A 24,728-nucleotide genomic window follows, 5' to 3' on the forward strand; every position below is an offset into this window, starting at 1 on the left:
GGAAACAAATGATTAACCGCGCCTGAATGAAATGGGCGAGCAACCCGCTCTGCTGATCGAGGCACAGTTCAGCGAGTGGTTGCTGCAGCAGTTCTACTTCCCAGCCTGTGACAGTTAGTTGTCAGTAACGGAAAGAGTGATGCATGGCAATGTCGCCCAAGTTGAACGCGTTGTTAGAGATCTCTTTTTAATTCTCTGATATAGACGAAGCGATTTTTCTTCCAGCTAAATGAATGTGCTTTTACTGAATGTGTCGCTGATGACTCCCACTCGAAATCTATATATGGAAATCTGTTTTTCAACATAAAATCTTTACTGAAGGTAAAAAACATTTCTGGTATGTTTTTTATTGGCTTGTATTTTAAGAGTATGCCTGATCTTTCCCAGTCTTGCCCAAGGTGGCTAATTACATTGAGAACTATTAGCGCCTGCTCGTAATTTGAAAGCTTCGATCGAAGAACCTTGGCAAGAGAAAGTTTTTCATTTTTACTCAGGCTGGATGACTCAATAAATACATAGGCTGAGTATAGGTTTCTAAAGTAGTGAGAGAGTCGGTTCTGGTGTCCGGAGTATATTTTTTTGGGATCTTTATTTCCTCGTCTTGTCTCATGAATTGCATCATGCACGCTCTTTATGTGCTTTTGATCGTAGTGCTTTAACGCGGTCGAAGCCACTACGTGTGGGCCAAAAAAAGTGTACGTGTACGCAATATCGATCTGACTGTTTATGTCCCATGCTGCGCCAGTGTCAGATACGGATTTTGTTATTTTATAAATTGCATAAAACTCGCTCAGAACGAGAACGAGAGCATCGCGACCTTTAAAGCTGTTTACCTGCATAGAGGAAACAATTTCCTCATGAGTTCTAAGCATCTCGGCAAAAACTTGGTATGTCTTTGATCTGTATTCGGTATGCCTAGTCGCCCTCCATGTGAGAATTACTGCAATGAGGGTGAATGCTCCGATAAGTGTCCCCCAAAAGCCACCCATGTAGTCCCCAAGCAGCCCGTAGTACTGCATGGTATCAGTTTTAGGGAGGGACAAACTATTAGGGATTATCTTGCTAAAATCCATTTTTAGATCTCTGACTATAAGTAAACGACACAATTGGGAATGATTTTTTCGCCAATTATGTCTGATAAAGTTTTTTGTCCATTAATAACTCTTTCAGCAGGTTGATAGTAGCGGTGGAAATTCGACATGAGGCGGAAAAAAACGACCTAGCCTTCACGGAAATTACGAAGTCGCTAACAGCGTGTCCATAGGTTTTAGCCGGTTACTATCGCTCGTGACGAGGTATTAGCCATGTTCCCCTAGAGGTTGCTCCTGGCCGATAGCTTTCGTTCGGTGGCACCTCCGACTCATGCTGTCCTTGGTAGATCAATCTCGACCTTCTTGATCATGCATTGACCCCTCAAACCAATAATTTAATGGAGACAGATCTCCCATCTGCGCGATCGGTAGCAGCCTTTACCCATTCCCCTCAAAACGTCGGCGGCGTGATCACCCACAGCACCACCGCATCCTCCTCTCCAGGGTTCCCATACTTATGCGGCTCCTGGCTGGAGAACCTGAAGCTGTCCCCCTCGCTCAGCTGGAAATAGCGCTCGCCCACCCACAGCTCGAAGCTCCCCGACAGCACATACCCGGCTTCCTCGCCCTCATGGCTGTAGCTCTCCTTGCTGTAGGTGCCCGGGGGAAAGCGTGAGTGCAAGAATTCCAGTTGCTGGGTCGGTTGTGGGGTCAGCAGTTGGTCGACGATGCCGTTTTCGTAGTTCACCTGCAGCCGCTGTTTCTTGCGCACCACGTAGCCCTGGTCTTCGGGGGCGGTCTGGGTTTCGCTGGCGAAGAACCACTGGATGGTCACGCCCAGGCTACGGGCGATGTTGAACAGGGCGGGGATGGAGGGGTAGGCGAGGTTGCGTTCCAGCTGGCTGATGTAGCCGGCGGTGAGTTCGCTCTGCCGGGCCAGTTCGCTCAGGGTCAGGCCGCGGCGTTTGCGCAGGCCGCGGATGCGCGTGCCAAGGAACTGCGGGCCGCCGGGGGCCTGGTGGTCGCCGCCGGGCTCGGGCAGGTGGCTCGCGGGCGGCGTCTTGCTGCTTTGGGTCATGGCGGGCTCCAGGCTTGGAAGGCGGGCGCGTCCGAGCACCCGTCCTGCAAAAGCCCTGGAGTATAAAGCAGCCTCAAAGCGCCCAGGCGACTTTCAAGCCTTCGTGGATGGCTTCTTCGACGGTGCGCGGGGCCAGGCAGTCGCCGATGCGCTGGAAGGCCACCAGGCCCTTGAGTTGCTCACCCAGGTCGTCCACCGGCTGGTGGCCCTGGCACAGCACCAGGCTGTCGACGTTTTCCAGCAGCATCGGCTCGCCGCTGGCGGTGTGCTGCAGGTACACGGTGTTGTCGTCGCAGCCGTAGAGGCGGGCGTAGGGGATGATCGGCAGCCCCAGCTTGTGCAGTTCCCCGGCCAGTTGGTCGCGCACGTACAGCGGCAGGCTTTCGCCGCAGTGGGTGCCGTTGACCGCCAGTTGCACCTGGTGCCCGGCGCGCAGCAGGCGCTCGGCGATGCCCGGGCCGATCCAGTCGCAGCGCCAGTCGGCCACCACCACCGAGCGCCCGAGCTGGACCTCGTCGCGCAGCACTTGCCAGGCGTCCACCACTTGCAGCTCGCCGGCGCGCTCGAAATGGGGCCAGTAGGGGCGGGCGCCGGTGGCGATGATCACGTGATCGGGCTGTTCGCGCTCCACCAGGGCGCGATCGACCCGGGTGTTGCGCACCACCTCGACCCCGGCCAGTTGCATTTCCCGTTGCAGGTTGGTGCTGGCGCCGCCGAATTCGCTGCGCCGGGGCAGCAGTTGCGCCAGCAGCACCTGGCCACCGAGCTGGGAGCCGGCTTCGTAGAGGGTCACCTGGTGGCCGCGCTGGGCGGCGACGGCGGCGGCCTTCATGCCCGCCGGGCCACCGCCCACCACCAGGATGCGCTTGCGCTGTTGGGCCGGCCGAGCCTGGGCGTACAGCAGTTCGCGGCCGGTTTCCGGGTGCTGGATGCAGGAAATCGGCAGGCCCTTGTGGAAGTGGCCGATGCACGCCTGGTTGCAGGCGATGCAGGCACGCACGTCGTCGACCCGGCCGCTGTCGCTCTTGTTGGGCATTTGCGGATCGCAGATCAGCGCCCGGGTCATGCCGCACACGTCGGCCTGGCCTTTGGCGAGGATGGCCTCGGCTTCCTGGGGCTGGTTGATGCGCCCGGTGACGAACAGCGGGATCTGCAGCGCGGCCTTGAAGGTCCCGGCTTCGCGGGCCAGGTAAGCCGCTTCCACCGCCATGGGCGGGACGATATGCACGGCGCCGCCGAGGGAGGCCGAGGTGCCGGCGACGATGTGCAGGTAGTCCAGCTGGTCTTGCAGGTGTTGGGCGGCGGCCAGGGACTCGTCCTCGGTCAGGCCCTCGGGGTCGCGTTCGTCGGCGCTGATGCGCAGGCCGATGATGAAGTCGTCGGCGGTGCTGGCGCGCATGGCCGCCAGCACCTCGCGAATAAAGCGCAGGCGCTGCTCCAGCTCGCCGTTGTAGCCGTCGCTGCGGCGGTTGACCCGCGGGTTGAGGAACTGCGCTGGCAGGTAGCCGTGGCTGGCCACCAGCTCCACGCCGTCCAGGCCGGCCTGGTGCAGACGCCGGGCAGCGTCGGCGTAACCCTGGATGATCGCGTCGATCATCTCCTGGTCCAGGGCCCGGGGCATGACCCGGAAGCGCTCGTTGGGCACGCCCGAGGGGGCATAGGCCACCGCCAGCAGGCCGTCGGCGGACTCCATGATCTCGCGCCCCGGATGAAACACCTGGGACAGCACCAGCGTGCCGTGGGCATGGCAGGTCTCGGCCAGGCGCCGGTAGCCGTCGATGCAGGCATCGTCGGTGGCCATCAGCACGTGGCTGGTGTAGCGCGCACTGTCGTGGACCCCAGCCACCTGCAACACGATCAGCCCGACCCCGCCTTCGGCCCGGGCCCGGTGATAGGCGATCAACTGCTCGTTGACCAGGTTGTCGGTGGGCATCGAGGTGTCGTGGCCGCTGGACATGATGCGGTTCTTCAGGCGCTTGCCACGGATCTGCAACGGCGCGAAGAGGTGCGGGAAGGCGGTGGTCATGGCGCGGGCTCCAGGCTGGCCAAGGGCAGGGCGATGCCTTGGCGTTGTTATTGTTTGCCTATAAAAATTTACCGGTAGTAAAAAATCAACTTGTTTTTTTACTGATCCTTGCAGTAGCTTCGATTGGCGCCCCAGCCTGCGGGGCGCCCCTCACAACAATAAAAAAGGGCCGTGCCGGAGCTGTCCGGCAGGGCACCGTCACGAGGAATCACCGATGAAAGCGCTCACCCGCAAGCATGGTTGTTCGTTCCTGGCCCTGAGCCTCGCCCTGACATTGGGCCTGGACAGTGCCCGGGCAGCCCCCGACATGGTCGTGGTGGGGTACGGCGGAGCCGGCCAGAAAGCCCAGGATGTGGCGTTGTTCCAACCCTTTGCCAAGGCCGATGGCAGCAAGCTGATCCAGAGCGAGTACAACGGCGAGATGGCGCGGATCAAGGTCATGGTCGACACCGGCAACGTCGATTGGGACGTGGTGCAGATCGAAGGTCCGGACCTGATGCGCGGCTGCGACGAAGGCATGTACGAACCCCTGGACTGGAAGGCCCTGGGCCACGCCGACGAACTGATCGCCGATGCCGCCCAGCCCTGTGGCTCGGCTGTGCTGGTGTGGAGCGTGGCCATCGCCTACGACCGCAACAAGCTGGCCAGGGCCCCGGCCTCCTGGGCCGATTTCTGGGACGTCAAGCAGTTCCCCGGCAAGCGCGGCCTGCGCAAGCGCGCGGTGTACAACCTGGAGTTCGCGCTGCTGGCCGATGGGGTCAAGGTCGAGGACGTGTACAAGGTCCTGGCCACGCCTGAGGGGGTGGATCGGGCCTTCGCCAAGCTCAGCCAGCTCAAGCCGTACATCCAGTGGTGGGAGGCCGGGGCGCAGCCGGCGCAGTGGCTCAGCGCCGGCGATGTGGTGATGACCTCGACCTACAGCGGTCGCATCGCCGCGGCCGCCCAGGACGGTGCGCCCCTGGCCGTGGTCTGGCCCGGCAGCCTGTATGGCATGGATTACTGGGCGATCATCAAGGGCTCCAGGCACGTGGCCCAGGCCAAGCGCTTCATTGCCTACGCCAACCGCCCCGAGGCCCAGGTCGACTATGTGCGCGCCATTCCCTACGGCCCCACCAACACCCTGGCCGCGGCCCGGCTCGACCCGGCGCTGGCCCAGTGGGTGCCGACCTCGGAGCAGAACCTCAAGGGCGCCCTGGCGATGAACGTGGAGTTCTGGGTCGATCATGGCGAGGAGCTGGAAGAGCGCTTCAACGCCTGGGCCAGCAAGTAACCCCAACGGGCTGGACGTCGGCGGACGTGCGGCCCTATCGTTTGCCAGCCCAACAGCCTGGAGGACTCCAATAATGAATAAGATCGTGCCCAGCCCCCACGCCCTGACCGAGCGCAGCGCCACCGAGCAGCGCCTGCGCGAAGAGCTGGCGGCCTGCTACCGCCTGATCGCGCACTTTCGCATGACCGATTTGATCTTCACCCATATCTCGGTGCGCCTGCCCGGGCCCGAGCATCACTTCCTGATCAACCCCTACGGGCTGATGTTCGAGGAAATCACCGCCTCCAACCTGGTGAAGATCGACCTCGATGGCCAGGCCGTGGAGCCTTCGCCGTACCCGGTGAACCCGGCGGGGTTCGTGATCCACAGCGCCATCCATGGCGCCCGCGACGATGCCCAGTGCGTGTTGCACACCCATACCAAGGCCGGTTGTGCGGTGGCGGCGCTCAAGTGCGGCTTGCTGCCGGTGAACCAGATTTCCATGGAGTTCTATGGCCGGGTGGCCTACCACGACTACGAAGGCGTGGCCCTGGACCTGGCCGAGCAGCAGCGGCTGGTGGCTGACCTGGGCGACAAGAGCGTGCTGATGCTGCGCAACCACGGCCTGCTCACCGTGGGCGAAACCGTCAGCCAGGCATTCTTGCGCATGTATTACCTGGAGAAGGCCTGCGAGATCCAGCTGGCGGCCCAGGCGGCGGGGGAGATCGTGCTGCCACCGGACGCGGTCTGCGCCCACACCGAGCGCCAGTTCAACGACCCGGGCCGGCCGTTGCAGGAGGGCGAACTGAGCGACCCGGACGCCATGCAACTGGCCTGGGCCGCGCTGCTGCGCCTGCTCGAGCGCATCGCCCCCGACTACCGCGATTGACCCTCCACCCCAGCGGCCGCAACACCAAGCACCGCAGCGCGGCAGGCAAACCATGGATAACGATTGGCGGCTAGTGCCGAGCCGTGCGCAGCCTGCGGCAGCGGCTACACGAAGCCTGTAGTCGCTGTCGAGCGCAGCGAGGCTGCGTCAAGGCCCGCAGGGCCTTCAGCGATCGACCGGCCAACACCGTCCCGACACCGCTGGGAATCTGGCCAGTTCACAAAGGCTTGTTGTACAGTCGTTCAACTGTCATTTCCCGTCATTGCCAAGGAGTCATGCCCCATGAACCAGGAAGCGCGCTTTTCCCGCCTGGAACCCGGGTTGCGCAAGGCCGAGCTGATCGAGGCGACCCTGACCTGCCTCAAGCTCCACGGTTTCCAGGGCGCGTCGATCCGCAAGATCAGCGCCGAGGCCGGGGTCTCGGTGGGGCTGATCAGCCATCACTATTCCGGCAAGGACGAGCTGGTGGCCGAGGCCTATCGCTCGATCACCGGACGGGTCATGAACCTGCTGCGCGAAGCCATGGACCAGGCCGCGCCGGCGCCCCGGGAGCGTTTGTCGGCGTTCTTCCGGGCCTCGTTCTGCGCCGAACTACTGGACCCGCAACTGCTGGACGCCTGGCTGGCGTTCTGGGGCGCGGTGAAGACCGCCGAAGCGATCAACCAGGCCCACGACCATTCCTACGCCGAATACCGCAACGAACTGGCCGGGCTCCTGGCCAGCCTGGCCGGGGACCAGGCCTGGGCCGACTTCGACGCGGACCTGGCGGCCATCAGCCTCAGCGCCTTGCTCGACGGCCTGTGGCTGGAGTCCGGGCTCAACCCCGGGACCTTCAGCCCGCAGCAGGGCGTGCAGATCTGCGAAGCCTGGGTCGAGGGCGTGCTGGCCAGCCAGGGGCGGGGCTTTCGCCAGCCGACATAGGGCTGTTGATCGGTTGTTCAGTAATGGCTAGGCTGCTGCGCACAAGGCGACACCTCTAATAAAAATAATCAGGAACACAGGCGATGACTCCTCGGGTATTGATCGTCGACGACGATCCGTTGATTCGCGAACTGCTCCAGGCCTATCTGTCCCAGGAAGGCTACGACGTGCATTGCGCCGCCACGGCGGAACAGGCCGAGAGCTTCCTCGACCAGCACACGGTCGATCTGTTGCTGCTCGATATCCGCCTGCCCGGCAAGGACGGCCTGACCCTGACCCGCGAGCTGCGGGTGCGCTCGGAGGTGGGGATCATCCTGATCACCGGGCGCAACGACGACATCGACCGTATCGTCGGCCTGGAATGCGGCGCCGACGACTACGTGATCAAGCCCCTCAACCCCCGCGAGCTGGTGTCCCGGGCCAAGAACCTGGTCCGCCGCGTGCGCCATGCCCGCCAGCCGCCAGCGCCGGCCAGCCATCCCAGCCCGGTCAAGCAGTTCGCCGACTGGGCCCTGGACACCGACCGCCGCCGGCTGATCGACGCCCGGGGCGGCGAGACCCTGCTGACCCATGGCGAATACCAGCTGCTCAGCGTGTTCCTGCGCAACAGCGGCCACACCCTCAGCCGCGACCAGTTGATGGACCAGATCCGCAACCGCGAGTGGGTGCCCAGCGACCGCTCCATCGACGTACTGGTGGGGCGCTTGCGGCGCAAGCTGCATGACGACCCGGCCGAGCCGGAGCTGATCATCACCATCCACGGTGCCGGCTATCTGTTCACTGCCAGCGTGGCCGCCTGAGGTGCTGCGCCGCGCCTGGGCCCTGGGGCTGATGCTGCTGGCCGGCGCGGCGCTGGCCGAGCCCCGGCCGACCCTGAAATATTGCGACTACCCGGTGTACCCGCCGATCTCCTGGAGCGACGGCAGCCAGGTGCGCGGCCTGGCCCCGAGCCTGGTGCGCCAGGTGCTGGGGGACTTGGGATACCAGGTGCAAGTGGTGGTGCTGGGCAACTGGAAGCGCTGCCTGCTGGATGCCGCCGCCGGCCGCGTGGACGTGGTGCTGGCCTACCGCACCGGCCAGCGCCAGCAGGGGCTGCGGTTCTCCCGGGTGCCGGTGCTGCGCGAGGAGGTGGCGTTGTTCGTCAACCGCCGCCACTTGCCGCGCTTCCAGCAGTTGCAAGACCTCACCGCCTATCGCGGCGGCCTGCTGTTCGGTGAGAGCTACGGCCAGGATTTCGACCGTGAGGTGGTGCAGCACGGCAACATCGAGTGGGTGTCCAGCAGCGTGCAGAACTTCGGCAAGCTGATCCGCCAGCGCATCGATTTCATCCCCCACGAGCGGCGTACCGGGCAGTTGTTCATCGAACGCCTGCCGGGCGCCCAGGACATCGTCGCCTTGCCCCAGGCGATCAGCGTCGACTACCTGCGCCTGGCGGTGTCGCGCCAGTCGCCCTTGGCGGCGCGCATGGACGAGATCGACGCGCAGTTGCAGCGCCAGGTCGACAGCGGCGCGGTACAGCGCTGGCTGGACCAAAGCCAGGCCGACTACCGCGCCATGCTCAAGGCCCAAGCCGGTGTGGCGCCATGATCGGCCCACGGCCCGGCGGCCTGCTGCGGCGCCTGTTGCTGTTCATCCTGCTGTTCAGCCTGTGCTTCACCGTGCTGGCCAGCGCCGTGCAGCTGTACTTCGAATACCGCCGCGAAATGCGCGACATCGACAGCCGCATGGAGCTGATCCGCGCCGGTTACCTGGGCAGCCTGGAGCGCAACCTGTGGGACCTCAACCAGGAACAGCTGACGGTGCAGTTGCAGGGCCTGGTGGACTTTTCCGATGTGGCCCGGGTGCACCTGCTCAGCAGTGATTTCGACCTGCAACAGGGCAGTGCCGAGCTGATCGGGCCTTTGCGGGTGGAGCGCTTCGCCCTGAGCTACCAGCCGCCGTCCGGGCCGCGTCGCGAGCTGGGGGAGTTGCAGGTCAGCACTGACCTGGGGGCGGTGTACCGGCGCCTGTACACCACCGGGCTGGCCAGCCTGCTGTGGATGAGCGTGTTTCTCTGCGGCCTGGCGGTGGCGCTGTCCGGGCTGTTCTATCGCCTGGTCACCCGGCACTTGCAAGTCATGGCCGAGTTCGCCCGCCGCGTGGCCGGCGGCGACTTGCAGCAGCCGCTGCACCTGGACAAGCGCCAGCGCCCGGGCGGCGACGAGATCGACACCGTGGCCGGCGCCCTGGACGACATGCGCCGGGCGATTCTCGATGACATCCAGCGCCGCGAGCAGGACCGCCAGGCCCTGCAGGACAAGCGCGACGAATTGCAGAAAATGGTCCAGCGCCGCACCGCCAGCCTGATGCACGCCAAGGACGAGGCCGAGGCGGCCAACTTGGCCAAGTCACGCTTTTTGGCCACCATGAGCCACGAACTGCGCACGCCGTTGAACGGCATCCTCGGCATGGCCGAACTGTTGCGTGGCGCGCCGCTTGCGCACCAGGACCGCCAGCGTTTGCAGGCCCTGCACAAGGCCGGCGAGGGTTTGCTGACGATCCTCGACGAGGTGTTGTCCTTCGCCCGCCTGGAGGAGGGGCAAAGCCGCCCGGAGGCCCGGGATTTTTCCCTGCGCCAGTTGCTGGAGGAGGTCAGCACACTGCTCGAACCCCGGGCCCGGGAGCACGGCACGCAGTTGCAGGTGCACGTCGACCCGCGCTTGGCCCCGGGGCAGCACGGCGCCGAGCAGTACCTGCGCCAGGTGCTGAGCAACCTGCTGGCCAACGCCATCCGCTTTACCGAAGGCGGCTGGGTGCGGGTCGAGGTCCAGGTGCTGGAGGACGGACCACAACGGCAATGGCTGCGCTGCTCGGTGGCCGATAATGGCATCGGTATCGCGGCCTCGATGCGCGACAAGATCTTCGAGCGCTTCGTCCAGGCCAGTGACGCGGTGAGCCAGCGCTATGGCGGCACCGGCCTGGGCCTGGCGATCTGCAAGCACTTGGTGCAGCAACTGGATGGGCGCATCGGCGTGGACAGCGAGCTGGGGCAGGGCAGTCGTTTCTGGTTCGAACTGGCCCTGGGGGTCGGCCTGGGGCTACCGGCGCCACCGCCGGTCGCGGCACCGGTGCCGGGGCTGAAAATCCTGGTGGTGGAGGATGTGGCGCTCAATCGCGAGGTGGCCCAAGGCTTGTTGGAGCGCGACGGCCACCAGGTGTGGCTGGTGGAGGACGGCGAGGCGGCGCTGGAGCTGTGCCAGCGCCAGGGCTTCGATTTGTTGCTGCTGGACGTGCAACTGCCGGGTATCAGTGGCATCGAGCTGTGCCGCGAGCTGCGCCGGCGCCCGGGGCCCAATCGCCAGGCGCGGATCTTCGCCCTGACCGCCAGCGTCCAGCCGGCCCTGGTGCGCAGTTACCTGGAGGCGGGGATGCAGGGCATCCTCGGCAAGCCCTTGCAGATGGACAGCCTGCGCCAGGTGCTGGCCACTGCGGAGCAGGCCAGCGAGGAATTGGCGGCGCCAGCCCGGAGCGCCGAGGGCGTGCTCGACCAGGAACTGCTGGATACCCACCGCAGCCTGCTGGGGGAGCAGAAGTTGCAGGGGCTGTTCAAGGTCCTGGCGAGCACCCTGGACCAGCAACGGCCGTTGCTCGATGACGCCCTGGCGGCGGCCGACAGTACCCAGGTGCAGCACCTGGCTCACCGCCTGGCCGGCAGCGCCGACTCCCTGGGCTTTTGCGAACTGGCCCGGGTGCTGCGGGCGCTGGAGGATGCGGCGGGGCAGTCCGGCGTCGCGGCAATGGCCGCCCAGGTGCCAGACCTGCAGCAGGCCTGGCAGCGGGCGCGCAGGGCCCTGGATCAACTGCTGGCGGCCTGAAGTACAAAAACCTTACGACTTTTTACATCTTCGATCTTTTGCTTCAACGCGAACTTACATGGCTTTCCAATAATCGGTCGAGCCGCGCCCGCCGCGGCCTTCGAAGCTTATTGGAGATAATAATAATGAACCGCCTGCAAGCTGCTGCCCCATCCCGTCGTACCCCTTCCCAGCGCGCCCTGCGCCTCACCGACTGCTGAGGTGCGCCGTGACGACCACTACTGAACGCAAAGGCATCCAACTGACCCGGGCCTTGAAGAGCCGGCACATCTTCATGTTGTCCCTGGGAGGGGTGATCGGCACCGGGCTGTTCATGGGCTCCGGGGTCACCATCAACCAGGGCGGTCCCTGGGGGGCGATCCTGTCCTACCTGGTGGCGGGCTTCCTGATGTACCTGGTGATGGTCTGCCTGGGTGAGCTGTCGGTGCAGATGCCGGTGTCCGGCTCGTTCCAGGCCCATGCCACGAAGTACATCGGCCCGGCCACCGGCTTCATGATCGGCTGGGTCTACTGGATGAGCTGGGCCACCACCGTGGGCCTGGAGTTCACCGCCGCGGGCATGCTCATGCAGCGCTGGTTCCCCGGGGTGCCGATCTGGTACTGGTCGGCGTTTTTCGTAGCCTTGCTGTTCGGCATCAACGCCCTGGCCACCCGCGCCTTCGGTGAGGCCGAGTACTGGTTCGCCGGGATCAAGGTGCTGGCGATCCTCAGCTTCATCGTGGTCGGGGTGCTGGTGATCTTCGGCGTCATCGACCTGCCTGGCGGCGCCCCGGCGCCGATGTTCGACAACCTCACCGGCGATTCGCTGTTTCCCAACGGCCTGCCGGCGGTGTTCGCGGTGATGATGACCGTGGTCTATGCCTTCCAGGGCTGCGAGATCATGGGCGTGGCAGCGGGGGAGACCGACCAGCCGGAAAAGAGCATTCCACGGGCGGTGCGCAACGTGGTGTTCCGGGTGCTGATCTTCTACGTGCTGGCGGTGATGGTGCTGGCGGCGATCATTCCCTGGCAGCAGGCCGGATTGGTGGAAAGCCCGTTCGTCCAGGTGTTCGACATGGTGGGCATTCCCTATGCCGCGGACCTGATGAACTTCGTGATCCTCACGGCGATTCTCTCGGTGGGCAACTCCGGGCTGTACGCCTCGACCCGCATCCTCTGGGCCATGTCCAAGAGCGGCATGGCGCCCAAGGCGCTGTCGCCCCTGAGCAAGCAGGGCGTGCCGCTGCGGGCCCTGGCGATCACCCTGTGCTTCGCCCTGATCTCGCTGATGACCAGCTTCATCGCCGCCGACACCCTGTTCATGGTGCTGATGGCGGTGAGCGGCATGGCCGGCACCGTGACCTGGATCGTCATCGCCCTGGCCCAGTACCGCTTCCGTCGCCAGTTCCTGCGTGAGGGCGGGCAGTTGGAGCAGCTCAAGTACCGTGCGCCGTGGTTCCCCCTGGTGCCGCTGCTGTGCATCGTCCTGTGCAGTTCGCTGTTCGTGTTCCTGGCCCTGGATGAAACCCAGCGCCCATCCTTGTACTGGGGCTTCGGTTTCATCGCCCTGTGCTACGGCGCCTACTACTTGGTGAATCGCAAGCGCCAGGCCCAGCCATTGGCCGCCGCCACCTGACAGCCGAAGGCCCTGCGGGCCTTGGCGCAGCCTCGCTCCGCTCGACAGCGGCTACAGGGTTTTGTAGCCGCTGCCGCAGGCTGCGTACGGGGGCGCAGCGGCCGCAAGGTCTGCATCTTTACCGGGTTGTAGTGGCTTGTTCGAAGTTGTAACAGCCGCTCGGTCACAAATCGTTCGAATCACTATTTATTCAATAAAAACAACAAGATAGATAGGTGATCCGGCCCTGGCCGGCGCATCGGTCCAGCAATTGCCGTCTTGTTGAACAGTCGTTTAGCATGGTCCGCAACTCACCTCCCTCATGCCAAATACAATCATTCGAGGACGCCCATGAGCACTTCATCGTCGCTGCTTTGCCAGATCGAGGCGGGTATCGCCTGGATCACCCTCAACCGCCCGGACCAGCGCAATGCCTTGGACATTCCCGGCCTGCGCCAATTGCACGGCTTGCTCGAGCGCTGCCAGGACGACCCGGCGGTGCGGGTGGTGGTGCTGGGCGGCAGCGGCCGCAGTTTTTGCGCGGGCGCCGACCTGGCCGAATGGGCCGAAGCCGAAGCCCGGGGCGCCCTGGAAAGCTACGGCTGGACCGAAACCGCCCACGCCCTGATGAGCTGCCTGCACAGCCTGGACAAACCCACCATCGCCGCCATCAACGGCACGGCCGTGGGCGCCGGCATGGACCTGGCGCTGTGCTGCGACCTGCGGGTAGCGGGGCAGTCGGCGCGGTTCAAGGCCGGCTACACCGGCATGGCCTATTCGCCGGATGCCGGTGCCAGCTGGCACCTGCCAAGGTTGATCGGCAGCGAGCAGGCCAAGCGCCTGCTGTTCCTCGATGAGCTCTGGAGCGCCGAACGTGCCCTGGCCGCCGGGCTGGTGGGCGAGGTCTGCGCCGACGAGCAACTGCGCGCCACCGTCAGCGAACTGGCCGGCCGCCTGGCCAACGGCCCGACTTTCGCCTTCGCCCAGACCAAGCGCCTGCTGCGCGAAAGCGCCGAGCGCGACCTGCCCGGGCAACTGGCCGCCGAACTGGCCGCCGGCTTGCTGTGCGGGCGCAGTGCCGACGGCACCGAGGCCCTGCGCGCGGCCACGGAAAAACGCCCGCCGCGCTTTATCGGTCGCTGAGCCGCGACCCAATCCACTTATTTCGCACCGTCAACCCGCCACAGGTAGCGCCATGAACTTCCAACTCAGCCAAGAACAAGAAATGTTGGTCGATGCAGTCCGCAGTTTTGTCAGCAAGGAGTTACTGCCCCACGAAGAGGCGGTGGACCGCGCCGACGAGGTCCCGGCCGAACTGGCCGCAGAGATTCGCAACAAGGCCATCGCCGCTGGTTTCTATGCCTTCAACATGCCCGAGGAGGTCGGTGGCGGTGGCCTCGACTACCTGTCCCAGGCGCTGATCGAGCGCGAGCTGGCCAAGTGTTCCTGGGCCCTGCATGTGTTCGTCGCCCGACCGTCGAAGATCCTCATGGCCTGCACCGGCTCGCAGATCGGCGACTACCTGCTGCCTTGCGTGCAGGGCAAGAAGATCGACTGCTTTGCCCTCACCGAACCCGGCGCCGGCTCCGATGCCAATGCCATCAAGACCCGCGCCGTGCGCGAGGGCGGCGACTTCGTGATCAATGGCGCCAAGCACTTCATCAGCCACGCCGGGCATGCGGATTTCGCCATCGTCTTCGCCGTCACCGGCACCTACGAGCACAACGGCCGCCAGCGCAATGCCGTGACCGCGTTCCTGGTGGACCGCGACACCCCGGGCCTGACCATTCGCCGTGGCCCCAAGTGCGTGAGCAACCGTGGCTACCACACCTTCGAGATGTTCTTCGACGACTGCCGGGTGCCGGCCCACCAGGTTTTGGGGGAGGTGGGCAAGGGCTGGGAGGTGGCCAACGCCTGGCTCACCGCCGGGCGGGTGATGGTCGCGGCCAACTGCGTGGGCCAGGCGCAGCGGGCGCTGGATGCCTCCCTGCAATGGGCGGCGGACCGCAAGCAGTTCGGCCAGGCTATCGGCAGCTACCAGGGGGTGTCGTTCAAGCTGGCGGACATGGCCACGCAGATCCGCGCCGCCGAGCTCTTGACCCTGCACACCGCCTGGAAGATGGACCAGGGCAGCATGACCGACGGCGAGGCCGGCATGGCCAAGCTGTTCGCCAGCGAAGTGCTGGGCAAGGTGGCCGACGAGGCGGTGCAGATCTACGGCGGCATGGGCCTGATGGACGAAGGCCCGGTGGAGCGCATCTGGCGCAACGCGCGGATCGAGCGGATCTGGGAGGGCACCTCGGAGATCCAGCGGCACATCATTTCCCGTGAACTGCTGCGGCCGTTGCTGCGCTGAACCGCCTGGAGAACCTGAGTCATGTCCCAGACCCTACGTGACAACCTCAAGCGCCTGCTGGCGCCCCGGCACCTGGCCTTCGTCGGCGGCCGCAGCATGGCCCGGGCCCTCAAGCGCTGCGCCGAGGGCGGTTTTGCCGGCGACCTGTGGCTGGTCAACCCGCAGCACGCGCAGATCGACGGCGTGCCCTGCGTGGCCAGTATCGACCAACTGCCTTGCGGCCCGGATGCGGTGTTCGTCGCCACCCACCGCGAGCTGACCCTGGACTGCGTCGCCCAGCTGGCGGCCAAGGGCGCGGGCGGGACGATCTGCTACGCCTCGGGGTTCGCCGAGACCGGCGCCGAGGGTCAGGCTCTGCAACAGCGATTGCTGCAGGCCGCCGGCGACATGGCCCTGCTGGGGCCCAACTGCTACGGCCTGCTGGATTACCTGCACGGCGCCGCCCTGTGGCCGGTGGCCCACGGCGGCCAGAAGGTCGAGCGGGGTGTGGCGGTGCTGACCCAGAGCGGCAACTTCGCCTACAACCTGTCCATGAGCGACCGTTCGTTGCCGGTGGCCTACATGGCCTCGGTGGGCAACCAGGCGCAACTGGGCATCGCCGAACTGATGGACGTGCTGCTGGACGAACCCCGAGTCACCGCCATCGGCCTGCACCTGGAAGGCCTGAAGAACGTGCCGGGGTTCGCCCGGGCTGCGTACAAGGCCCTGGAAAAGGGCATTCCAATCATCGCCCTGAAGACCGGGGTGTCGCAGATCGGCGCCGAGTTGGCCCTGAGCCACACCAGCTCGCTCTCCGGCTCCGATGCGCTGTACGACGCCTTGTTCCAGCGCCTGGGGGTGATCCGCGTCAGCGGCCCGGTGAGTTTTGTCGAGACCTTGAAGGCCGCGTCCTGCGGCCAGTTGCCCGCGGGCCCGCAGTTGATGGCCCTGGCCTGTTCCGGGGGCGATGCCGGGTTGATCGCCGACTACGCCGAGCGCAACGGCCTGGAGTTGCCCAAGCTGGCGAGCGAGCAATGCCAGGCGCTGGCCCAGGTGTTGCCGGGGTACGCCAACCTGGTCAATCCGCTGGATTTCACCACCGCGATCTGGGGCGATGCCCAGGCCTTGCAGCAGATGCTCGATACCGTGCTGGGCAGCGCAGCCGACAGCGCCATGCTGGTGCTGGATTACCCGGCCGAGTTCACCGGCGAGCGCAAGGAATGCGACCTGCTGCTGGAGCTGTTCTGCGCCGCGTTGCAACGCCATGGCAAGCGCGGTTTCGTCACCTCGGCCTTCCCCGAATTGCTGCCGGCGGCGGCCCGGGAGCGCCTGCATGCCCTGGGCATCCCGGCCTTGCAGGGGGTCGAGGACGGCCTGGCGGCCTGGGGCCGGATCGCCGCCTACCAGGGCCGGCGCCAGGCCTTGCTGGAACTGGGCGAGGCGGCCCTGGTGCCGCTGTGTCCCGAGGCCCTGGAGGGGACGGGCCAACTGCTGGATGAATGGCAATCCAAACAGGCCCTGCGCGAATTTGGCCTGCGCATTCCCGAGGGCCTGCTGAGCACTCCCGAGCAGGCGCTGAGCGCTGCGGCGGCGGTGGGTTATCCGCTGGTGCTCAAGGCTGTCAGCGTCGAGCTGCCGCACAAGACCGAAGCCGGCGCGGTGGCTCTGAACCTCAAGGACCCCGAGGCGCTGGGCGCGGCGCTGCGGCAGATGCGCGCGCGGATCGCCGAGCATGCCCCGGGGGTGGTCTTCGACCAGGTGCTGCTGGAGCCCATGGCCGCGCCGCCCCTGGCCGAGCTGATCGTCGGCATCAAGCGCGAGGAGCATTTCGGCCTGGCCCTGGTGATCGGCGCCGGCGGGGTGCTGGTGGAGCTGCTCAAGGACAGTCGCAGCCTGTTGCTGCCGACTCATCCGGCGGCGATCCGCCAGGCCGTGCTGCAACTGCGCAGCGCTGCCTTGCTGCAAGGCTTTCGCGGACGTCCGGCGGCCGACCTGGACGCGCTGGTAGCGGCCATCGGTGCGGTGGCCGACTACGCCTGCGAACACGCGGCGACCCTGCTGGAACTGGATGTGAACCCATTGTTGGTCGGTGCCCGCGGCACCGTCGCGGTCGATGCGTTGATTCGCCTTGGCCGGGTATGAGGAGAGAGACATGCACGAACAGACCTTGACCGGTGGCCAGGCCCTGGTGCGCCTGCTGGCCGGCTACGGCGTCGACACGGTATTCGGTATTCCCGGGGTGCACACCCTGGAGTTGTATCGCGGCCTGCCCGGCAGCGGCATCCGCCATGTGCTGACGCGCCACGAACAGGGCGCCGGGTTCATGGCCGACGGTTATGCCCGGGTCAGCGGCAAGCCGGGGGTGTGTTTCGTCATCAGCGGCCCGGGGGTGACCAACGTCGCCACGCCCATTGGCCAGGCCTATGCCGATTCGATCCCGCTGCTGGTGATTTCCAGCGTCAACCACAGCGCCAGCCTCGGCAAGGGCTGGGGCTCGCTGCACGAAACCCAGGACCAGCGCGCCATTACCGCGCCGATCACCGCGTTTTCGGCCCTGGCCCTGAGCCCCGAGGACCTGCCCGAGCTGCTGGCCCGGGCCTTCGCCGTATTCGACAGCGAGCGCCCGCGGCCGGTGCATCTCTCGGCGCCGTTGGATGTGCTGGCGGCCCCGGTGGCCCGGGACTGGACTGGCGAGGTGCGGCGGCGCCCGGCCCGTGGTCCCGCCGCAGCGGCGGATGTGCACCAGGCGGCGGACCTGCTGCGTCTGGCCAAGCGGCCGATGATCATCGCCGGCGGAGGGGCTTTGCACGCCGGCGCGGCCCTGCAGGAGTTGGCGACCCGGCTGGGCGCGGTGTGCTTCAGCAGCGTGGCCGGCAAGGGCCTGCTGGCGGACCGGGCGCCGCTCAATGCCGGTGCGACCCTGTGCGTGGAGCCCGGCTGGCAGTTGATCAGCCAGGCCGATGTGGTGCTGGCGGTGGGCACCGAGATGGCCGACACCGACTACTGGCGCGAGCGCCTGCCGCTCAACGGCCAGCTCGTGCGGCTGGACCTCGACCCACGCAAGTTCAACGACTTCTACCCCTGCGCCGTGGCCTTGCACGGCGATGCCCGGCAGACCCTGGAGGCCTTGCTCGAGGACCTGGAGCAGCCGCCGGCGGACTCCAGTTGGGCGGTCGGTGCGGTGGCCAGGTTACGCCGTACGGTGGACGAGGGGCAGGGGCCGTTGCAGCGCATTCACCAGCAGATTCTCCAGCGAGTGGCGGCCGAGCTGCCCGAGCGCGGCTTCATCAGCAGCGACATGACCCAGCTGGCCTACAGCGGCAACTACCTGTACCCCAGCCAGGGGCCGCGCAGCTGGTTGCACCCCACCGGCTACGGCACCCTGGGCTACGGCCTGCCGGCGGCCATCGGCGCCAAGCTCGGCGCGCCCGGTCGCCCGGGCCTGGTGCTGGTGGGCGACGGTGGTTTTCTCTACACCGTGCAGGAGCTCGCCACGGCGGTGGAGGAACTGGACAGCCCGCTGGTGGTATTGCTGTGGAACAACGACGCCCTGGGCCAGATCCGCGATGACATGCAGGCCCTGGACATCGAGCCCATCGGGGTTTTGCCGCGCAACCCGGACTTCACCGCCCTGGCTCGGGCCTTCGGTTGCCCGGTGAGCCAGCCGGCCAGCCTCGACGAGCTGCAACAGGCGCTGCGCCGTGGGTTCGCCCAGCCCGGGGTGACGCTGATCGAGCTCAAGCACGCCTGTGCCCAGGCCTGACCTACATTTTTTGCCAGGAGTTTCGCCATGCGTTTTTCCAAGCTGACCCAACGTATCGCCGGCGATGGCGCCGCCGCCTGGGATATCCACTACCGGGCCCTGGCCAAGCGCGAGCGGGGCGAGCCGGTGTGGCTGCTGTCGGTGGGCGACCCGGATTTCGACACCCCGCAGCCCATCGTCCAGGCGGCCATCGACAGCCTGCGCGACGGCCATACCCATTACGCCGACGTGCGCGGCAAGCGTGCACTGCGCGAGGCCATTGCCCGCCGTCACCAGTCGCGCAGCGGGCAGGTGGTGCAGGCCGATGAGGTGGTGGTACTGGCCGGTGCCCAGTGCGCGCTGTACAGCGTCGCCCAATGCCTGCTGGACCCGGGGGACGAGGTGATCGTCGCCGAGCCGATGTACGTCACCTACGAGGCGGTGTTCGGCGCCTGCAATGCCCAGGTGGTGCCGTTGCCGGTACGCGCCGAGGAGCGCTTCCAGGTGCGCCCAGAGGACGTGGCCGCGCGCATCACCGGCAAGACCCGGGCGCTGGTGCTCAACAGCCCGCACAACCCCACGGGGGCGAGCATTCCCCGGGCCACCTGGGAGGCGTTGGCGGCGCTGTGCATCGAGCATGACCTGTGGCTGATCTGCGACGAGGTCTACAGCGAACTGCTGTACGAGGGCGAGCACGTCAGCCCGGCCAGCCTGCCGGGCATGGCTGAGCGCACCGCGACCCTCAACAGCTTGTCCAAGTCCCATGCCATGACCGGCTGGCGCCTGGGCTGGGTGGTGGCCCCGGCGCCCCTGGCCGCGCACCTGGAGAACCTGGCGCTGTGCATGCTCTATGGCTCGCCGGAGTTCATCCAGGACGCCGCCATCGTCGCCCTGGAGCAACCCTTGCCACAGTTGGCGGCGATGACCGAGGCCTACCGCCAGCGGCGCGACCTGGTCTGCGATTGCCTGGCCGACTGCCCGGGTGCCCGGCCGCTGAAGCCCGATGGCGGCATGTTCGTGATGGTCGACATTCGCGCCACGGGCCTGAGCGCCCAGGCCTTCAGCGAACGGCTGCTGGACGAGCAGGGGGTGTCGGTATTGGCCGGTGAAGCCTTCGGTCCCAGCGCCGCCGGGCATATCCGCCTGGGCCTGGTGCTGGAGCCCGAGGCCCTGCGCGAAGCCTGCCGGCGCATTGCCCGCTGCGCCAGCGATTGCCTCGCCTAGGCGGAGGATCGTCGGAAGGCCCTGCGGGCCTTGGCGCAGCATCGCAGGCTCAGCAGCGGCTACAGGCTTGGTGTAGCCGCTGCCGCAGGCTGCGTACGGGCGCGCAGCGGCCGCAGGGTAGGGGATCGTTGGAAGGTGTTGGGGGTTAAGCGCGGTCGGTTTCCAGGGGCGGGTCGAAGGCCACGAACAGCTGGTCGGCGGTGATGTTGGCCAGGTCCTGGCGCATGTTGCGCTCCAGCAGGCTGAACAGCCGGGTGAAGACGTCGAACACCTTGCAGTGCTCTTCCATGCCAGAGAAGGGGTTGTCGATCTTCTCGGCGATCAGCGAGCTTTCCTGCACCGCGTCGTAGACGTCCTGCAGGGTGATCTGCGCCGCTGGGCGGGCCAGGGTCAGGCCGCCCTTGGGGCCACGGCAGGAGGCGAGGATATCGGCCTTGACCATCTGCGACACCAGGTTGCGCACCCGCGCCGGGTGGATCTTGACCCATTTGGCGATGGTCTCGGTGCGCAGCTTCTGCGGCGCGTTGGCGGCCACGAAGGACAGGATGTAGGAAGCGGTGATCAGGCGGGTCGACTGGCTCATGGGTGTCTGCAAGTCCCTGGGAAGGCGCCAGTATGCCAGCGCTGGCCGTTCAACGACGCGGTGAAAGCGATTGTGTGGAAAATAAAGTATTTGTTACGGTAACAATTATAAATAAACCCCGAGGAACCGCCATGAATGTGCTGATCGTCCACGCTCACCCCGAGCCGCAATCCTTCACCGCCGCGCTGCGCGACCAGGCTCGCAGCACCTTGGAGGCCCTGGGGCACCAGGTGCAGGTCAGCGACCTGTACGCCATGGACTGGAACCCGGTGGCCAGCGCCGCCGACTTTGCCCGGCGCGATAACCCCGAGTACCTGGTCTATGCCCTGGAGCAGCGGGTGGGGGTGAAGAACGGCGGGATCGCCGCCGACATCCAGGGCGAGCTGGACAAATTGCTGTGGGCCGATCTGCTGATCCTCAATTTCCCGGTGTACTGGTTCTCGGTGCCGGCCATGCTCAAGGGCTGGATCGACCGGGTGCTGGTGTCCGGGGTGTGCTACGGCGGCAAGCGTTTCTACGACCAGGGCGGCCTGGTGGGCAAGAAGGCCCTGCTGAGCCTGACCCTGGGCGGGCGCGAGCACATGTTCGGCCAAGGGGCGATCCACGGTCCGCTGGAGGATATGTTGCGCCCGCTCTTGCGCGGCACCCTGGCCTATGTCGGTTGCCAGGTGCTGGAGCCGTTCGTGGCCTGGCACGTGCCCTATATCAGCCAGGACGCGCGCGAAGGGTTCCTGGCCCAGTACCGCCAGCGCCTGGAGCGCATCGAAGAGGAGCAACCGCTGGTGTTCCCGCGCCTGGAACAGTTCGACGAGGCCCTGTACCCGTTACCGGCGTGATGGGCTTCGTGTAGCCGCTGCCGCAGGCTGCGCATGGGCGCGTAGCGGCCAAGGGGTTGGTAATTGCTGGAAGGACCTGGGGGCCTTGGCGCAGCTTCGCAGGCTCAGCAGCGGCTACAGGGGGTGTAGCCGCGGCCGTGGGGGGATCGGCTCAGAAGCGCAGGGTGACACCGGTGGTCAGCCAGCGGTCGCGCCGGTCCGTCAGGTGCTGGCCCAGGATCAGGTCCAGGTCCAGGGCGTGGCCGATGTGCAGGCGCGGGCCGGCTTGCCAGGCTTGTTCGCCGCCGCGCTGGCCGTAGCGTTCGGCGATCAGGGTCAGGCTGGGCAGCAGTTCGTATTCCACCCCCGTGCCCCAGGTCCAGCGATGGTGCTGCTGGCCGTCGTCATAGGCGTGGCTCCAGCCGGTACTGAGGTTCAGGTGCAGTGCGTCGCTGGGGCTGAAGGTCAGCGGCAGGCTGAGGTCGCCGCCGTCGAAGCTGTGGCTGCGGTTCAGTGCCCAGTGGGCGGAACCGGCGAGCGCCAGTTGCAGGCCCAGGTCGTCGCGGTCCAGCAAGGCCAGCTTGACCTGGGGGCTGAGCTGGGTTTCGCCGTGTTCATCGGTTTCCTGGCGTTGCAGTGCGGCGCCCAATTGCACCCCAGGCAGTTGGCTGAAGGTGCAGGCCGGGACCAGCACGCTGTTGTGGTTCGAGCCTTGGCGGCGATCGACCTGGTACCAGAGATCGACATTGCATTCGCCGGGGGCGTTGATCCCGCCGTTGTCCACCACGTAGGCGCCACCGGCGGCCTGGGCCTTGGAGCACAGGGCCAGGGTCGCGGTGGCGCCGGCGGTGATGGCCAGGAACAGCAGGTTGCGCTTGAGCATGCGGCTTTTGGCGACGGGCAGCGGTTGGCCCCAGGCGCGGGAGCGGGAGGAGCGATGCGGACGATGCTGGGTCATGGCGAATCTCACGGCTGTGGGCGCCGGGTTGGCGGCGCCCGGGGTTGGAGTCATGAAGTGGCGGGTGATCACTCACCCAGGCCCAGGGTCTGGATGCCCTGGGTCCGGGCTTGGGCCAGCAGTTCCTCGGTGTCGTCGCCACCGGGCAGGGCGAGGACGATGTCGGGGCGGCTGTCGGCCAGCATGAAGCGGTTGCGCAGGCGCTCGGCATGCTTGCCGTGCAACTGCCAGTTGGGCGGGTAGCGGACGAGGTCGGCGCCGATCTCCCGGGCCCAGTCCTCGATCTGCGCCCCGAGGAACTGGCTGCCGCCATGGATCACCACCCGTACCGGGTGCAGGCGCTGGAAGGCCTCCAGTACCTGGCGGCAGCGGCGGCTGTCGGTGTAGTGGCGACCGGCGCAGATCAGGACGCGCATCGGCTGTCCTCCCGGGTGTCGTGCGACTGGCCGGGCAGGGTCTCGGCCAGTGGCTCGCCGAGATAGCCGTGCTCGATGTCACGCTCGCCGGCCCGCTCCAGCACTGGGTAGGCCAGGGCGGCGATGTGGTGGTGAACCCGCCGGTAGTCGCGCAGCAGGCGCTGGAAAATGTCCCCGGACTCGGCCCAGGCGCTGCGGTCTTCGCGCAGTTGGCGAAAGTGCTCGCGGCCGGCGGCGGCTTCCAGGCGGCGCACGTTCTCCTTGCGTGCCACCAACTGATGGGCGGTGGCCAGGTCTTCGCGCAGGAACACCGTGACCGCGAGGCTGAGGCTGGCCAGCAGTTCCTGGTGCAGCGGCACCAGGGTCCCCAGCTCGAAGGCGGAGAACGGCTCGCTGCGACGCAGGCGTCGTACCGCCAGCTGCGCCAGGCTGCTGCTGAGGATGTCGCCGGCGTGTTCCAGGTTGATCACCAGCAGCAGGATTTCCTGGGAGCGGTCGGCGTCCTGGTCGCTGATGCCTTCCTTGCCGATGTCCGCCAGATAAGCGCGGATCGCCGCGCTGAGCAGGTCCAGGGACTGGTCGATCTGGCGGATCTGCTCGGCATTGGCCACCTGCGAGGTGCGCAGCAGTTGCAGGACCCGGTCGAGCATGCCCGAGAGCATGTCGGCCATGCGCAGGGCCTCGCGGGCGGCATTGGCCAGGCCGATATTGGCCACTTCCAGCCCGGCCTCGTCCAGGTACAGCGGCATGCCCGGGTCGGTCACTGGCGGTGGGGCCGGCAGCAGGCGGGTCAGCAGCTTGCCCATGGGCTCGGTGAAGCCGATGAACAGCAGCCCCAGCACCAGGCTGAAGACGCTGTGCAGGTAGACCACCAGCAGCGCCCCGGGCAGCTGGCGCACGCCTTCGAGCTGGGCCAGTGCGCCGATCCACGGCAATACCAGCGCCACCCCGGCCAGGCGCACCAGCAGGTTACCCAGGGGCAGGCGCCGGGCGACGTTGCCGCTGGCGCCCAGCAGCGAGGGCAGGCTGCCGCCGAGATTGACCCCCAGCACCAGGGCCATGCTGGTGGCCGGAGACAGCAGCCCGGTGCCGGCCAGCGAGGCGACCAGCAGCACCACTGCCACGCTGGAGTGGCACATCCAGGTCAGCACGACCGCCACCAGCAGCGCCAGCAGCAGGTCGCCATCCAGGCTTTGCATCACCAGGCGCAACACCGGGGTGTGTTCCACCGCACCCAGGGTGGCGCCGAGCGTGCCCAGGGCCAGGAGCATCAGGCCCAGGCCGATCAGCGCGGCGCCGATGCTTTCAAAGCGCGAGTCATCGCGCAGGCGCAGGCACAAGAAGCCCGCCAGCAACGCCACCGGGGCGGCCAGCGAGAGGTCCAGGCTCAGCAGCTGGACCACCAGGGTCGAGCCGATGTTGGCCCCCAGCATCACCGCCAGCGCCGGGGCCAGGCCCAGGGTGCCGGCGGCGGTGAAGGAGCTGGCCATCAGGCTCACTGCGGTACTGCTTTGCAGCACCCCGGTGATGCCGACGCCGCACAGCAGCGCCAGCCAGCGGTTGTTCAGGTGTTGCCCGAGCCAGTGGCGCAGCGGGCTGCCGAAGCCGCGCAGCAGCGAGTTGCAGATCATCTGCGAGCCCCACAGCAAGAGGGCGATGGCGCCGGCCAGGTTGATCAGTAGGGTGGTTCCCGACATGAGGGTTCTCCCGGGACGGGTGCGGGTTCAGGCGATCGCCAGGCGCAGCGAGGCGCGGTTGATGGCGGCGCTCAAATCCAGCACGAAACGCATTTCCACGGCGCTCAACAGGCCCCGCGCATAGAGACGGCAACCCAGGCGGGCGAGCAGCCGGGCACAGGCGCACAAGGCGCAGACCAGCAAGGCCTTGAGGCCGCGTTGCAACGAAGAAAAAGGCTTGAGGTACATGGCGACGCTCCTTTGGGGCGAGCGCTGTCGGTGTCGGCACGGCGCGGGCCGCGCCGACGGTGGCAGCAGTGGGCTGGATGATCGCAAG

General features: G+C 66.3%; 21 protein-coding genes. 13 read left to right on the forward strand and 8 right to left on the reverse strand.

Annotated features, from left to right (window positions below; translation table 11 throughout):
- Positions 1–173: 173 nt before the first annotated feature.
- The 3 genes from GDH07_RS11430 to GDH07_RS11440 all read right to left on the reverse strand — a co-directional run bounded on the left by GDH07_RS11430 (position 174) and on the right by GDH07_RS11440 (position 4,135).
- Positions 174–1,073, reverse strand: coding sequence for a putative phage abortive infection protein (locus GDH07_RS11430; RefSeq protein WP_152897597.1), 900 nt, complete (start codon positions 1,071–1,073; stop codon positions 174–176).
- A gap of 409 nt (positions 1,074–1,482) precedes the next feature.
- Positions 1,483–2,109: a helix-turn-helix domain-containing protein gene (locus GDH07_RS11435; RefSeq protein WP_152897598.1), complete on the reverse strand. Its 627-nt coding sequence runs from the start codon at positions 2,107–2,109 to the stop codon at positions 1,483–1,485.
- A gap of 73 nt (positions 2,110–2,182) precedes the next feature.
- Positions 2,183–4,135 carry an oxidoreductase gene (locus tag GDH07_RS11440; protein ID WP_152897599.1) on the reverse strand — a complete coding sequence of 651 codons (1,953 nt, stop codon included), beginning with the start codon at positions 4,133–4,135 and terminating at the stop codon, positions 2,183–2,185.
- Positions 4,136–4,349: 214 nt separating this feature from the next.
- Here GDH07_RS11440 and GDH07_RS11445 point away from each other — a divergent pair, with 214 nt between their 5' ends.
- From GDH07_RS11445 to GDH07_RS11500, 12 genes are all read left to right on the forward strand, one after another.
- Entirely contained in the window at positions 4,350–5,405 is a 1,056-nt protein-coding gene (locus GDH07_RS11445; protein WP_053130509.1) for an ABC transporter substrate-binding protein, read from the forward strand.
- 73 nt (positions 5,406–5,478) lie between these two features.
- Positions 5,479–6,273 carry a class II aldolase/adducin family protein gene (locus tag GDH07_RS11450; protein WP_022644048.1) on the forward strand — a complete coding sequence of 265 codons (795 nt, stop codon included), beginning with the start codon at positions 5,479–5,481 and terminating at the stop codon, positions 6,271–6,273.
- A 282-nt stretch (positions 6,274–6,555) separates the two neighbouring features.
- Positions 6,556–7,194, forward strand: coding sequence for a TetR family transcriptional regulator C-terminal domain-containing protein (locus tag GDH07_RS11455; RefSeq protein ID WP_022644049.1), 639 nt, complete (start codon positions 6,556–6,558; stop codon positions 7,192–7,194).
- Between the two features lie 83 nt (positions 7,195–7,277).
- Positions 7,278–7,994, forward strand: a complete 717-nt coding sequence (locus GDH07_RS11460; protein ID WP_152897600.1) for a response regulator — start codon at positions 7,278–7,280, stop codon at positions 7,992–7,994.
- Position 7,995: 1 nt separating this feature from the next.
- On the forward strand, positions 7,996–8,781 hold the full coding sequence (locus GDH07_RS11465; RefSeq protein WP_343038217.1) for a substrate-binding periplasmic protein: 786 nt from the start codon (positions 7,996–7,998) through the stop codon (positions 8,779–8,781).
- Complete coding sequence (locus tag GDH07_RS11470; protein WP_152897601.1) at positions 8,778–11,048, forward strand: ATP-binding protein; 2,271 nt, start codon at positions 8,778–8,780, stop codon at positions 11,046–11,048. Before GDH07_RS11465 ends, GDH07_RS11470 begins: the two co-directional genes overlap by 4 nt.
- A gap of 274 nt (positions 11,049–11,322) precedes the next feature.
- A complete protein-coding gene (locus GDH07_RS11475; RefSeq protein ID WP_164485052.1) occupies positions 11,323–12,663 on the forward strand; it encodes an amino acid permease in 1,341 nt (446 codons plus the stop codon).
- 330 nt (positions 12,664–12,993) lie between these two features.
- On the forward strand, positions 12,994–13,785 hold the full coding sequence (locus GDH07_RS11480; protein WP_053130500.1) for an enoyl-CoA hydratase/isomerase family protein: 792 nt from the start codon (positions 12,994–12,996) through the stop codon (positions 13,783–13,785).
- Between the two features lie 52 nt (positions 13,786–13,837).
- A complete protein-coding gene (locus GDH07_RS11485; protein WP_022644056.1) occupies positions 13,838–14,998 on the forward strand; it encodes an acyl-CoA dehydrogenase family protein in 1,161 nt (386 codons plus the stop codon).
- Positions 14,999–15,019: 21 nt separating this feature from the next.
- Positions 15,020–17,119: an acetate--CoA ligase family protein gene (locus GDH07_RS11490; protein WP_152897603.1), complete on the forward strand. Its 2,100-nt coding sequence runs from the start codon at positions 15,020–15,022 to the stop codon at positions 17,117–17,119.
- A gap of 10 nt (positions 17,120–17,129) precedes the next feature.
- Positions 17,130–18,740: a 5-guanidino-2-oxopentanoate decarboxylase gene (locus GDH07_RS11495; protein ID WP_152897604.1), complete on the forward strand. Its 1,611-nt coding sequence runs from the start codon at positions 17,130–17,132 to the stop codon at positions 18,738–18,740.
- 27 nt (positions 18,741–18,767) lie between these two features.
- Positions 18,768–19,943, forward strand: coding sequence for a pyridoxal phosphate-dependent aminotransferase (locus tag GDH07_RS11500; RefSeq protein ID WP_068595681.1), 1,176 nt, complete (start codon positions 18,768–18,770; stop codon positions 19,941–19,943).
- A 145-nt stretch (positions 19,944–20,088) separates the two neighbouring features.
- On the opposite strand, the gene GDH07_RS11505 is transcribed toward GDH07_RS11500, so the two are convergent.
- Entirely contained in the window at positions 20,089–20,526 is a 438-nt protein-coding gene (locus GDH07_RS11505) for an RrF2 family transcriptional regulator (protein ID WP_022644059.1), read from the reverse strand.
- Between the two features lie 131 nt (positions 20,527–20,657).
- On the opposite strand from GDH07_RS11505, the gene GDH07_RS11510 reads away from it, so the two are divergent.
- Positions 20,658–21,362 carry an NAD(P)H-dependent oxidoreductase gene (locus GDH07_RS11510; RefSeq protein ID WP_085598709.1) on the forward strand — a complete coding sequence of 235 codons (705 nt, stop codon included), beginning with the start codon at positions 20,658–20,660 and terminating at the stop codon, positions 21,360–21,362.
- 151 nt (positions 21,363–21,513) lie between these two features.
- On the opposite strand, the gene GDH07_RS11515 is transcribed toward GDH07_RS11510, so the two are convergent.
- The 4 genes from GDH07_RS11515 to GDH07_RS11530 form a co-directional block, all read right to left on the reverse strand.
- Positions 21,514–22,299, reverse strand: coding sequence for a hypothetical protein (locus tag GDH07_RS11515; protein ID WP_022644061.1), 786 nt, complete (start codon positions 22,297–22,299; stop codon positions 21,514–21,516).
- 68 nt (positions 22,300–22,367) lie between these two features.
- Complete coding sequence (locus GDH07_RS11520; RefSeq protein ID WP_022644062.1) at positions 22,368–22,715, reverse strand: DUF2493 domain-containing protein; 348 nt, start codon at positions 22,713–22,715, stop codon at positions 22,368–22,370.
- Positions 22,703–24,412 carry a Na/Pi cotransporter family protein gene (locus GDH07_RS11525; RefSeq protein WP_053130492.1) on the reverse strand — a complete coding sequence of 570 codons (1,710 nt, stop codon included), beginning with the start codon at positions 24,410–24,412 and terminating at the stop codon, positions 22,703–22,705. The genes GDH07_RS11520 and GDH07_RS11525 overlap by 13 nt, the downstream gene beginning before the upstream one ends.
- 27 nt (positions 24,413–24,439) lie before the next feature.
- Positions 24,440–24,640 (reverse strand): hypothetical protein, encoded by a 201-nt coding sequence (locus tag GDH07_RS11530; protein WP_053130490.1) that lies wholly within the window; start codon positions 24,638–24,640, stop codon positions 24,440–24,442.
- Positions 24,641–24,728: the final 88 nt, after the last annotated feature.

It is taken from the genome of Pseudomonas piscis (genome assembly GCF_009380155.1).
GTDB classification, from domain to species: Bacteria; Pseudomonadota; Gammaproteobacteria; order Pseudomonadales; family Pseudomonadaceae; genus Aquipseudomonas; species Aquipseudomonas piscis.